Source organism: Pedobacter sp. GR22-10, assembly GCF_026239715.1.
Lineage (GTDB): Bacteria > Bacteroidota > Bacteroidia > Sphingobacteriales > Sphingobacteriaceae > Pedobacter.
Map to the genome: position 1 here is coordinate 62,842 of NZ_JAPIVR010000002.1, position 12,232 is coordinate 75,073.

The window sequence follows — 12,232 nt, forward strand, 5'->3', positions numbered from 1 at the left end:
CCCTTTACGGTCGGCAGTCCACATGCCGACCACTTTTAAATACATAATAGAATGGAAACAAAGATCAAAATTTCTGATGAACTGGTTATGAACCAGATTTACATGATAAGAGGCCATAAAGTGATGCTGGATTCCGATCTGGCTGAACTATACGAAGTGGAAACCAAACAGCTAAAGCGGCAGGTAAAAAGGAATGCGGAGCGTTTTCCCGAAGATTTCATGTTTGAGTTGAATACGGAGGAACAGAAAATCTTAAGGAGCCAATTTGGCACTTTAAGACATGGGGCGCACTCAAAATATAATATTATGGCCTTTACCGAACAGGGCGTAGTCATGCTTTCCAGCGTGCTAAACAGTACAAGGGCTATTGAGGTAAACATCCAGATCATCCGCATATTTACTAAAATGCGCCATATGCTTTCCGACAATACAGAGATCAGGCTGGACATTGAAAAGATTAAAGGGAAACTGGATAACCAAGACAAAAACATGGAAATCGTTTTCCGCTACTTAGACGAACTGCTGGAAAAACAGGAACGGCCAGCGCCGAAAAGGACACGAATTGGGTTCAAACCCGACGAACTGTAGTTTTCTGTTACTGTCTTCTCCGTATATGCCCAAAGCGGGAACAGCAACGGCCAAGAGCGGAGCCGTTCCGCAGGCCGCAAATGAGCGGGGGATTTTTGCGATAATACAAATATAATGAGATTTGAAAACCATTTCCCAGCACTATCGAGTAGGAAGGTAATCATTAGTTGATTACCTGTCCCCTCACACCACCGTACGTGCCGTTCGGCATACGGCGGTTCATTAAACATAAACAGCTTTTGGGGCTACTATTTCTTTAAGACATAGTAGCCCTTCTTTCTTTAAAAACGTATTGTTGAGTGTTCTGGTTAAGATGGGACTGTGTACCGTTCTCCAGTGCCCTTTTCGGGTATTACCCCATTCATAGGCTGTATCAGGGTTGACACCCAACTTTTCCAACTGACGGATACGAGTTCTAACCCTCTTCCACTGCGCCCAGTAGCATAGTCGAATTCGACTTCTGACCCATTTATCCAGTTCGATAAAGACTGTCTTTGCCTCACTTAATTTAAAGTAATTTCCCCAGCCCTGATTGAGTTGTCTGATTCGCATCATTCGCTCTTCCATTGCATAAGGTTTGCTTCGACAAGTAATTGCCCTGATTTTATCTTTGTACGTATTAATGCTCTTACGGTGTACCGTAATGCATTTACATCCTTTCTTGTGATAAAATGTGAAGCCCAGCAATTTAGTTTGCCAGGGCCGGGTGACCATGCTCTTTTCTACGTTCACTTTGAGTTTCAATTCCTTTTCAATATAGGTACTGATACTTTCCATGACACGTTCTCCAGCACGTTTACTTTTCACGTAAATACTACAATCATCAGCATAGCGCACAAAACGATGACCCCGTCTTTCCAGTTCTTTATCTAGTTTATCCAGAATAATATTGGAAAGTAAGGGGCTAAGTGGACCGCCTTGGGGAACTCCTTGTTTACAGGGAATTTGATTGTTCTGATCTTGAATGTTAGCCCGAAGGATACTATGAATAAGCTTTAATAAGCGCTTGTCCTGTATTTTCTTACTCAATTCGTTCATCAAATAATCATGGTTTACCCGGTCAAAGAATTGCTCCAGATCAAGGTCGACAACATGGCTGTATCCTGCATTGATGTACTCTTTTGCCTTTTCTAAGGCCTGATGAGCATTCTTTTCTGCACGAAAACCATAGCTGTTTGCCGAGAATTCCGGATCGTAGAGTCCTACCAGTACCTGTGAGATAGCCTGCTGGATCATTCTGTCCATATAGGTAGGGATACCTAATAGACGAATACCACCGTTAGCTTTTGGAATTTTCACCCGTTTTACTGCCATGGGATGGTATTCTCCTTTTTCCAGCTGACTTTTGATCAATGGCCACTTCGCCCTGACCTCAAGGGTAAAGTCCAGAAATCCGACACCGTCTACTCCGGCCGCACCTTTGTTTGCAACCACCCGTTCAAAGGCTTGGTGCATATTGCTTTTACTGATAATTTCCTCGAGTAACATGTCGAATACATTTTTTTTTTTTTTTCCCCTACTGTTTCCTTGTGTTCATCCTTCCTTCAAGAAATCGCTCGGCGCTCCCTGCTACCTTTCTGCTTCCAGCATATTCCTCGCAGGGCAGCCCTCTATTCAGAGTTTTCTGCTTTCTTAACGATCATCCCATTTCCAGTGTCACTCGGACGTTTAATGTTCAGCCCTTCCCTAAAGATAGGTACTATGGCCTCTGCTGACTTCTGCGGAGCCAGTAATACATCACTGTATTACCTTGCCCCTTAGGGAGGCGCATCTCCCTCCGGCAACTGCTCGGCAGATCTCCCCGGGTAAGAACGCAAACTTTCTCTCCATATACCTGTCAGATATACAACAACATGTTTCGGATAGTTTTGGGCTTCGTTTTGTATTGCAAACTCACCCACATGTAATTGCCTCATCTGCTTCCTGTTCGTCAGGCCAGAGATTTACCGCCGGCTTCCTTCAGATTCCTGCTCACGCAGGACACCCTTGCCTTAAGTTAACGCTTCCCACTATCAAGGCGCGTTCGGGACTTGCACCCTAGAGTTTGCGCCCATGCCGGGCGCACAATAAAAAGAGCCACATTCGTGGCTCTTCCTGTATAGACCACAGCTATAAGCGTTATTGACTGATAAACACATAAATCATCCTTAACCGATCAACAAATTCTTTGAAATCACCATCATAATGCTTCTTCAGCACCAATAGTTGAAAATGACTCTTTTGGAAAAAACTAAGAAGTTTACTATCGATAACCGAATTTAAAAGCGCATATCTTCTCGGATTGTAAAACAGCATAGCAAAAAAAGCAGTGTTATAATTATATTGTAGCTGGTGGATTTTTCCGCTAAGCCGTAACCGAAGTTCTAGCTTGTAGTAATCGCCCTTATCTTTCCATAGAAAACAGATTTCCGGTGTCTCACTGTCAAAGCTACAAGCAATCATGGATGACCTTCTTGGTTTGCCCTTTACATTACGCATTCCATATGTATAATTGTAGTGTGTGTACAATCTTCCTGAAAGTAAAGGAAGCGCCTTTTGCCATAGCTCAAAAAGCTCATTGAAATTATATTGGTTCTGTTCCCGTTTTTCAGCAAGCTTACTAGCATCATCTTTATATGCTGGGCTTGCTACTAACGCGATCTTCCTCATGTCGAAGCAAATCTCCACGAGTTTTTGCTGCTCGTCCGTAAGATCAGTTTCCGGTAGCTGCGTTTCATTAAGCACATATATAGTGAAGCTTCTCAGCTCGGTTTTGGCCTTGTTCAAAATCCCTGTATAGGGAACCAAAAAGGGATAATGATTAGTTCGATACCATTCATTATTAGAATCGGCAAGGCAGAAACCTAATATCACATGTGTCTCTTTAGGTGGTTGTTCCTGAATGCAGGGAACTACTTTTCTTAACGGAACAGGATTTTGTGTTATTACAGGAAGTTGTTTTTTCGGTTTATAGAATCCTGTATATCGTACTTTTGAAGATACATGTAAATTGTCCTTCGACTTGTGAATCATCAGGTACTTAGATTCCCCTGTTTTCTGATCAAAGAAATCCGGCCAATAATAGTCTTCGAAATCATATTTAGTGTCATAGTACATCAATTGGGCAAGCGAAAAATAAGCGTATCGGCTCAAATAGTTTTCATGGGTATCAACGCTGCAACTTATTAATAGCTCGGAGGCGGTAACCTTAATGTAAACCATTTCTTCAGGCTCTTTATCCAGAATTACACCGATTACAAGCAGTTCATTGCTGAAAGAGATTTTTCTGACTTTAATGGGGAAATAACCCCTTTTGGGTTTTCTGATCTCAGAATATTGGTTCAGTGTATTTTCTGTAAGTATTTTTGTATTTGGCGTAAAAGGCAAATGAAAGAAGTTCGTTGATGGAATAGTTCTATCCGGCATAATCCACCTCACTTTCTTTTTTTAATTGCATATAAGATTCTGCTACTGTTGCAAGGGATTTTATCTTGTCACCGCACATCATTTCAGTAAGCTTTAGAAAGGTGGAAACACGCGTAAATATTTGCTCAGCATCGGCTTGTTCAACCTTAAAGTCATCCTTGTAACGTGCAGCAGAATAGCTTTTCACCATGATATCAAAAAGCCGTTTGTCCTCTTCACTGCCCGATAAAAATAGCCTTGATGGTGCCGGAGAAAAGCTATCGCACAACCGAAACTGTCTATATAGGTTGTGTATATCGGAACGGTAAGCCAGATGAACCCTAATCAAAACAATACAGCATTGTTCTACGACCTGATGCGCCATAAATGCACTTAGATTGTAATGTTGTTTTGTCAGGCATTCTTTTGCACTTGCTAAAAAACCTGTTGCCAATGGAAAGCGGTGGTTGTAATGTTTTTGGGCTTTTACTGCTCCCTGTGTAGGTATCAAACTTGTAGCTTGGAAAGGTTGTACCATACCATCCCGACTATAGAGAATTTTACCCTCATTGTAAACGGTGATGAAGAACCTGTTATTTGCCTGTATTGCGGCTGCAATGGTTTCTTTCCCATGAGCCAATATGGTGATCTTGCCGAAAGGGTATTTATTATTGGCAAAGTCTTGTACTTCGTGTTCAATTCTGGTAACGCTTTCGGTGACCATCAACAAAAAATAATGATAGTTTTCTGTACTGTGGTTCTCTATAAAGCACCCGTCATTGATTTTAAAATCGATGTTTTTTCCAAAGCTATAGATTTGCTCGGGCTTGAATTTTTGAACCAGCTCTTTGATAAAGGCCGAAAAGTTTTCTTTCTGGAACTGACCAGATTGCGAGAATTGTGTTTCCATAATCGTGACATTTTTGATTTCTAAGATCAAAAATGCGGTACGGCAATTCCGTAACCTACCAATAAAGCTGGTATCTTACTACAATAGATTGGTTCATTACTATCTTAGGAATTTATTATATTTGCTTTATGGAAACGCCTACAAAATCTAACAAAGTGCATATCGGCAGAAAGATCAGCCGTATCAGGGAAATACGTGGTATAAAACAAGATTTTCTTGCTATTGAACTTGGCGTAAGCCAGCAGACCATTTCTAAGATAGAGCAGAGCGAAGAAGTAGAAGAGTCGACTTTGGAAAAAATCGCTACTGTTTTGGGTGTTACTGTTGAAGGAATAAAGAATTTTAGTGAGGAATCAATATTCAATTATTTTAACAATTTTCATGACAGCAGTACTGGTGATTTCCGACAACACTGCACCTTCAATCCTTTGGACAAAGTCGTTGAGCTTTATGAGCGCCTACTTGCAAGTGAGCGTGAAAAAAATGAACTTTTAAAATAAAAAATAAGTAATTGAACTACTAGCTGCGTAGTTAAGACATAGATTGTAATCTATTTTTGTTCGTTACCTTTTTGCAAGCTGTTATTTATCCTTTAAATTATTGAAAACTCATAACCAAAAACTGAAAAATAAATTTGATTAATGAAATGAGTTTATGGAGAGTTTAAAGATGTGGAGAATGCATGTTGATTGTTGACCACTCTATTTTAGGACTTCTGATTTGAGTTCTCCAATAATTGAGGGAATAGTTAAGAATCACATTTGGTTGCATAATTTAAGAGATGTCAATTGAATAGATTAGCTCTATCTACCCTTAATAGGTTCATGCTTGAAGATTAGGTATTCTGTCTAATCATTGCTTTTGCTCTGACCAAATTTCTAGCTTTAGTATCCCAGCAGCGATAAAAACTTGCTACCAAATTTTGGCTTACTAAGATGGGGCTTACAAAATATAGAAAGATTACAACTGAACAATGCAATAAAGCTTCCTGGAAGTTTTATATTGTAAAATAATAGAACTTATAGAAGATGAATTTGAATATCGGTTTTTAGTTTAAAAATAACGTCATTACAAAAAATGAAAATAGAAAATTTAAAACCATTTGATGGACAACATTGCGAAACAACTACTACAGGAACTTTGCTAAGACACCTTGATATTGAACTTTCTGAACCAATGCTTTTTGGACTTGGGCAAGGACTTGGTTTTATTTTTTGGAATATGAAATCAATGAATTTTCCTTTCATTGGTGGGCGAATTAAAACTGATCTATTAACACAAAACCTTGCTAAGAATTTAAGCCTTGAATTAACAATTAAAGAAACTTCTTCAATGCTCAAGGCTTGGGAAGATGTAAAGCAACTTCTTGATAATGGAATCGTTGTAGGACTTAAATTGGATTGTTATCATTTAGAATATTTCTCGAACCCATTTCATTTTGCAGGCCATTATGCAGCAATTTATGGGTATGATAAGGAAACTGCATTTTTGGTAGACACGAAACAACAGGGCGGGCAAGTAAAAACAAGTTTAAGAAGTTTAGCACTCGCACGAAACGAAAAAGGACCAATGTCTTCTAGAAACTTGCATTACACTTTAAGCAAGACAGATAAAAAATATAACCTGAAAAGTGCTATTCTCATCGCCATTCGTAACAATGCGACAGATTATGTAAATCCACCAATCACCAATATTGGTTATAAAGGAATTCTAAAAACAAGCAAAGAAATACAAAATTGGTTTGATACAAGTAAAGACATTGAAAGTGAATTTAAAGCAAGTGCAATGCTTATGGAAAGAGCAGGGACAGGTGGAGCTTTATTCAGAAATTTATACAGGGACTTTCTGAACGAAAGTTACAACATCTTAAAACTTGATACTTTAAAAGAGGCACATGAAGAATTTGTTGAAATTGCTAGCTTATGGACAGAAATTTCAAATCTCTTTTTACAAGTCAGCAAAACCAAAGACAGAAAATACATTGAACAAGTGACAGACATTTTAAAACAACTTTCAACAAAAGAAAAAAACGCAATGGAACAATTGGCAAAAATATAGACGAACGATCTATACCTTTTTTCTTCTTACCTACCGGAGAATCTATCATATTTGATTGTGGCACAACATAAACAGGCTCCATTGGAGAACAAAGGAAGCTTGCGGGTGAACTGATCCCTACCGATGTAGGCTTACTAAAATTGCTTTGAAAGATTACAGATTACCTGCTCAAATTATTTGGATAGTTATCCAGTTCTACTATCAAAAAAAAAAGCAATGGGTTTGAAATGATCGCCCCTCAGATTTGCCATTCATTATTTATTGAATGGCAAATTATTTCATATTGTCACCTAGATTGCATTTAGTCGCACCTCTTATATTTATCATTTCACATAAACAAACTCACTCTTTGTTTTTCAGCGAATGCAGCCGCTTCCTGGCTTGCTTCGCCTCTTCAGCCGTTTGTCTGGCAACTTCTTCCGCATAGGCTTTTTCCAACGCCTCGGCTTCCAGCTTAATGGTATTCTCTTCCATTGTCTTAGGATTACGGATGTAGGTCGTATCTGCCCAATGCCCCCAAGTGGGAGCCGTCTGCCTGATCGCACGATATTTGAACTCATTGGCCGTAATGCGGCTGTTTTCGTGGTTTAGATACAGAGCTGTTCCGAAAGATGAGGCTGTGATTAGGAAAAAGACCGTTACTATATATTTCCAGAAAGTGCTTTGCCAAAAACTATTGTATTACCGTCGGGGTCGTTAACAGCGCAATCGCGCATTCCATATGGGCGGTCTTCTAAAACAGTATCTATTAATGCGCCACGTGCAGTGATAAGGGCATAGTAAATATCAATTTCATCACAATCTATACAAAAATGAGCATTGCCTGGTACTTTTTTACGCCCAGGATTTGATGGCCCACTTAAGTGAACGCAAATATTGTCATAAACTAATCCTATATAATCTCCAAATTTAAAATCATAGCTGAACCCCAGAATATTTGTATAGTAATTAAGGGCTTTGTCGAGGTCAGTGACATGAATGACAACAGATGAACTTAATGCTTTCATATAAAATAATAAATATGGTGCAATTTAATAATTACCAATAGATAAAAAAATTATACAAGATTGTTAAAGTAAAACTTTTCTAATTTCTATTTTAATGATTGCCTTTTCTTCTTCGCCCGGTCGTCATTGTATTTAGCAGCCATAATAGAATTTTGTTTGGCCATTTCTTTTTCTGCTTTCTCTATAAAGCCATTGGGGTCATCCCGTAATTTTTTTTCGATTGTCTTGGAAACTACAGGATACATCGCCCTAACCAACCAATAGTTATAAGCTTCACTATTAAGCCGGTTATTACGGTGGTTCAGGTACAAAGCTGTTCCGACAGATGAGGCTGTAATTAGGAAACAGGCCGCTACACCAATGATGAGGTTTTTTGACCATGCACCGAAATGGTGGTGATGTTCATTTTTTACGGTGATGATCTTGGGTATGGTACCCACTAGGTCTTTGACCTGATCGATCTGCTGGCTAATTTTCTGATCGTCATAACGCTTGTTGGATTTTTCTATCTGGCCAGAGATGTTAGCTAAAGTCTCTTTATACTGCTGCAAAAACGACTTTAAAAATCCTGGCAGTTCGCTTTCGATGACTTCCATTCGCTTAACTAAGCCCAGAATGAGTTCTTCGGCCATTGTTACTTTTTCTTCTAATTCGTCCTGTTCCATAACATTGAATTTTGTTGGTGAATAGTTTGTTTATTTATCTGGTTACTCCCTGGGATTGCTCTGCCTGATGTTTCTTTCGTTTCCTGCGGGCTATTTCTGCGTCTCCGACCGGGTCTGATGCCGATGGCACAAACTCCGGGCTAAGCAGGATATTCAGCAGGTTTTCAACTACACCAGACGCATTCGGACTATGCTGGTGCTCGGCATGAATGCCCTGCCAGATGGCCTCTCTCAACTGCTGCGCCAGTGAGGGTTGATTTGCCTCCCTTGCGGCATGGTAAGCCTGTACCTGCTGGTTGCGGTTCAACTGTGCATCCATGCGGGAAAAGCTTAAACTCCTATCAATAGCGGAACCCTTCATTTTCAGCCCGCCCTTTTCAAAAGAGATGCCCTGCACTTCTTTGGTACCGCTTTTGAACTTATAAGCGATACCGATGCCCCGCACGGTCAGCTTCGCTTCCAACTCTTTCCAGTTCGTGGACGTTTTCATAGCGGCTTTAATGGCATCATACAGTTCGTATCTGATCTTTTCCTTGCCATTTAAGGCCTGCCTGTTGACCTGCTCTTTGCCCATGCCCCAATGGTAACCGTATTTTAGGGTGAGCTCCCTGCAGGCTTTGATATTGCGTGGGTAATTATTCTTATCGGTGATCGTCTCCCCCTTATTGTCCACCCGGTTATAGATCACGTGTAGATGGGGGTGCGATCTATCATGGTGACGTACCACCACATACTGCGTATCCCGGATACCCATCTTCTGCATATATTCTTTTGCCCGTTCCAGCATGACTTCATCGGTCAGTTTAGGCAAGTCTTCCTTGCTCCAGCTTAAGACCAGATGCCCGACCGCCTTGCCCAGTTCCGGCGTCATTTTGCGTTGCAGGTTAAAATCATTTGTTAACGTGGTGGCGTTCTGCATCCTTACACCCTCGGCAAAAAGGATCTTCGCTTCGGGCTTATCCACGACGTAGCGGACACAGCCCCCGAAGCTTCTTCCCGTGATCGGTTTACCCATCATGGCGATTGATCTTGGTTAACAGTTCTTCTATTTGCCTGACCAGTGCCTGGCATTTTAAAGCTAGCGTAGGCAAGCCTTCCACGTGGGCAAGGTGTGTCAGCTGGTTGAGGTTATTGGCCATCCCTGATAACATCCTGAACCAGCCGCTTTCCTCGGGGGTGAAACGGGGGAAAACCCTGGCGCCCTTGGCCGCCCTGCGGAACCATTCGCTTGGTTTCAGCCCCGCATTTTTCGCCCGCTGGCCAATCAGTTGTTTTTCCGTCGGGGTTAACCGGATCATCAGCAGGTCACTACGGCTAATCGTTTTTTTTGGTCTGCCGGGTACTCTTTTTTTCTTTATTTCACTACTAGTTGTCGCTGTTTTCATTCCCTGCTTTCCTTTCCAAATCTTCTATAGATCCTTTCTTAATTTCTTTTTTTAACCGACCAACGGGAGCGAGTCCGGGGCATCCCTTCAGGGTGAATCCGGGTTTTTGTATAGCAAAAACATTAACTCGCTCCCTACAAAGCGCATAAGTTTGACGTGCTAAAAGCTTCGGCAAACCTTAGCGGTTTCCATGCCCTGATGGCTCCTTTAAGGAGCGTCAGGGTGCAAACTTCGCCGGGATTTCCCGGCACCTTTTTCTGGTCGGCTGCCCGCATCAACCGGGCGGCCAGTAGACCAGGCTGCCCCGGATCGGGTGGTAAGATGGCTGGTAGCGGATGTACCCAAATGCATCCAGTTCTTTGATGCATTTGTGATATGTGGCAATCGATGCAATCCGGCTGTATGCCATGAGCTTTTTACGTGTAACGGCAAAAGGACTGGTAAAACCTCCATGCTGCCAGCAGACAAAAAGTGCGGTAAAAAGACTCACATGAGTAGCCAGCATCCGGCTGTCTGCACCCATGCGCCTGACCAGTTTGCTGTAGTCCGCTGCCTTGTTATGAATGCTCATTTCTGTCATTAGTTACCTCCCTCTAATAGCCTGTTGATGTCTTCCAATTTGTAGTACATCATCCCACCAATCTTTGTAAATCTCAGCGTACCATTGATGCGCAGGTTTTGCAGGGTTCCCGGCGAGATGTTCAGCAGCCTGCGCACTTCAGCACTTTTTAGCCATTGCTTACTCTGCCTGTCTTCCGGTTTAATAAGCTGCCTGATCTCGGCCAGCATCTCGGTCTTAAATTGTTTTAAATCCTCTTTTGTGATGATTTCCATATTCATAATAATTCCCTCCTTAAATTAATCTGTAATGTCTTGTTGCATGATTTTAAGCACTTCGCTTTTTTTGAAATACACTCGCCTGTGCAAGCGCAAAAAGGGCAGCCCCTTTTTCATCCAGTCGGACAGGGTAACCAGCGATACGCCAAGCTCATCCGCCAGTTCCTGTTTGGACAAAAGCCGTTCTTCTTGCGGCGACTGGCTGTCACCAGTTTTGAAATGTTGTTGTAGTTCTGCCCTTACTGCATCCCGGATGCACTGGCTAAGGGCTTGTTCATTGATAATTTCCATAGCCTTTGTTTTGGGACAAAAGAATGCTATGGATTTAGCTTTTTGTTACCACCGGGTTTGCGTGGTAAATTGAGAAGGTTTGAGTACAAATAGAAAAGACTGCTAAAACGCTTATTGCCAGATTGATAGAAAGCCGGTTCTTTTAGATCGGATGATGAGTCGTAGAAACGTTATTTCTTCTTTTTTGCAGGAGTAATCGTATAAAGTCTGTGCTTTTCAGGTATTTCATTCTCCCTTTTTAGAGGATCTTTTGGGTCAATGCCCCGGAGATAGTAACGTAATTTATCTATCTTGATTTCTTTGACCTGGCCAATGTTTTCCTGGTCATATTCCCTAAAATACTTGCTGATCATTTTGGCCCAGGTATTTTGTGCAGGAGTGATCAACAATTCGTTGCCATCCGGCGCTTTCAATTTCTGCATTTGCAAGAATAGATCTAGTATAGCTAAAGCTTGTTCATTCCTGATGTTGATATAGCCATCCCACTGACGGGTTTCTTTTATTTCTGCCTTTAAATCTGCAATTTCTGTTTGTTGCTTCCTAATCAGTTCGGTTTGATCGGCAATAATTTCAGGGAGGGTTTTTTGGATATGCCACTGGTCAATTGAGCGAAGATACTTTTGGAAAGTTATAAGCTTCTCGAGTATTTCCATGTCCGTGGCATGGCTTGAATTAAATGGGTTTTTATGCTCAATAAAGTTAATACGCCTCAAAACGATCTGCCAGACAAAAGTGAAAAATTCCTCTTCGCCATCTGGTTCCTTTCCTAGAAAATAAGCAAGGTGATATTGATAAAAGGCCTGATATTCCAGTTCGGGCAAGGTAAATAGTTTTTTGATAAAAAGATTATCCTCGAATCCATTCTTCAGCCCGGTGAAAACACCTATATCATAGGAATGCGAATTTAGGTTAAATGCTTCGTGAGGTTTGAAATATTTGTTAGCCATCGATTCGGACTTAGTGATGTCATTAAATTAAAAATAACATAAGTAATAATTTGATACGGTAAATGAAACATGTGATTTACATGTAATTAAGTGCAAGTTCTCAAATCAGAATTCATGAAGCAAATATGAAAAGTTCTTAGGCATTATAAACGTCCCCTTT

Annotated in this window: 16 protein-coding genes; 3 read left to right on the plus strand and 13 right to left on the minus strand. The window is 41.0% G+C overall.

Features of this window, described 5'->3' with window-relative positions; genetic code table 11:
• The first annotated feature begins 51 nt into the window (after positions 1-51).
• Positions 52-588, plus strand: a complete 537-nt coding sequence (locus tag OQX64_RS07805; RefSeq protein ID WP_265818339.1) for an ORF6N domain-containing protein — start codon at positions 52-54, stop codon at positions 586-588.
• A 222-nt stretch (positions 589-810) separates the two neighbouring features.
• On the opposite strand, the gene ltrA is transcribed toward OQX64_RS07805, so the two are convergent.
• The 4 genes from ltrA to OQX64_RS07825 all read right to left on the minus strand — a co-directional run bounded on the left by ltrA (position 811) and on the right by OQX64_RS07825 (position 4,882).
• On the minus strand, positions 811-2,076 hold the full coding sequence (gene ltrA / locus OQX64_RS07810; protein ID WP_265818340.1) for a group II intron reverse transcriptase/maturase: 1,266 nt from the start codon (positions 2,074-2,076) through the stop codon (positions 811-813).
• Between the two features lie 269 nt (positions 2,077-2,345).
• On the minus strand, positions 2,346-2,504 hold the full coding sequence (locus OQX64_RS07815; RefSeq protein WP_265818341.1) for a hypothetical protein: 159 nt from the start codon (positions 2,502-2,504) through the stop codon (positions 2,346-2,348).
• Positions 2,505-2,706: 202 nt separating this feature from the next.
• On the minus strand, positions 2,707-3,993 hold the full coding sequence (locus tag OQX64_RS07820; protein WP_265818342.1) for a hypothetical protein: 1,287 nt from the start codon (positions 3,991-3,993) through the stop codon (positions 2,707-2,709).
• A complete protein-coding gene (locus OQX64_RS07825; protein ID WP_265818343.1) occupies positions 3,983-4,882 on the minus strand; it encodes a HEPN domain-containing protein in 900 nt (299 codons plus the stop codon). The genes OQX64_RS07820 and OQX64_RS07825 overlap by 11 nt, the downstream gene beginning before the upstream one ends.
• Positions 4,883-5,010: 128 nt before the next feature.
• Between OQX64_RS07825 and OQX64_RS07830 the strand changes: the two genes are divergently transcribed.
• Both OQX64_RS07830 and OQX64_RS07835 read left to right on the plus strand, forming a co-directional pair.
• Entirely contained in the window at positions 5,011-5,382 is a 372-nt protein-coding gene (locus tag OQX64_RS07830) for a helix-turn-helix domain-containing protein (protein ID WP_265818344.1), read from the plus strand.
• A 577-nt stretch (positions 5,383-5,959) separates the two neighbouring features.
• Positions 5,960-6,940, plus strand: coding sequence for a BtrH N-terminal domain-containing protein (locus OQX64_RS07835; protein ID WP_265818345.1), 981 nt, complete (start codon positions 5,960-5,962; stop codon positions 6,938-6,940).
• 342 nt (positions 6,941-7,282) lie between these two features.
• Here the strand turns inward: OQX64_RS07835 and OQX64_RS07840 are convergent, their stop codons facing one another.
• The 9 genes from OQX64_RS07840 to OQX64_RS07880 all read right to left on the minus strand — a co-directional run bounded on the left by OQX64_RS07840 (position 7,283) and on the right by OQX64_RS07880 (position 12,072).
• Entirely contained in the window at positions 7,283-7,414 is a 132-nt protein-coding gene (locus tag OQX64_RS07840; RefSeq protein WP_265818346.1) for a hypothetical protein, read from the minus strand.
• 167 nt (positions 7,415-7,581) lie between these two features.
• Complete coding sequence (locus tag OQX64_RS07845; protein WP_265818347.1) at positions 7,582-7,947, minus strand: glyoxalase superfamily protein; 366 nt, start codon at positions 7,945-7,947, stop codon at positions 7,582-7,584.
• Between the two features lie 86 nt (positions 7,948-8,033).
• Positions 8,034-8,612, minus strand: coding sequence for a hypothetical protein (locus tag OQX64_RS07850; protein WP_265818348.1), 579 nt, complete (start codon positions 8,610-8,612; stop codon positions 8,034-8,036).
• A gap of 34 nt (positions 8,613-8,646) precedes the next feature.
• Complete coding sequence (locus OQX64_RS07855) at positions 8,647-9,630, minus strand: relaxase/mobilization nuclease domain-containing protein (protein WP_322974941.1); 984 nt, start codon at positions 9,628-9,630, stop codon at positions 8,647-8,649.
• Complete coding sequence (locus OQX64_RS07860) at positions 9,620-9,997, minus strand: plasmid mobilization protein (RefSeq protein ID WP_265818349.1); 378 nt, start codon at positions 9,995-9,997, stop codon at positions 9,620-9,622. The genes OQX64_RS07855 and OQX64_RS07860 overlap by 11 nt, the downstream gene beginning before the upstream one ends.
• A gap of 274 nt (positions 9,998-10,271) precedes the next feature.
• Positions 10,272-10,568, minus strand: a complete 297-nt coding sequence (locus OQX64_RS07865) for a hypothetical protein (protein ID WP_265818350.1) — start codon at positions 10,566-10,568, stop codon at positions 10,272-10,274.
• A gap of 8 nt (positions 10,569-10,576) precedes the next feature.
• On the minus strand, positions 10,577-10,837 hold the full coding sequence (locus OQX64_RS07870; protein WP_265818351.1) for a helix-turn-helix domain-containing protein: 261 nt from the start codon (positions 10,835-10,837) through the stop codon (positions 10,577-10,579).
• Positions 10,838-10,855: 18 nt separating this feature from the next.
• The gene (locus OQX64_RS07875; protein WP_265818352.1) at positions 10,856-11,125 is read right to left on the minus strand and encodes a helix-turn-helix domain-containing protein; all 270 of its coding nucleotides are present in this window, start codon (positions 11,123-11,125) and stop codon (positions 10,856-10,858) included.
• A 170-nt stretch (positions 11,126-11,295) separates the two neighbouring features.
• Complete coding sequence (locus tag OQX64_RS07880; protein ID WP_265818353.1) at positions 11,296-12,072, minus strand: hypothetical protein; 777 nt, start codon at positions 12,070-12,072, stop codon at positions 11,296-11,298.
• Positions 12,073-12,232 lie beyond the last annotated feature (160 nt).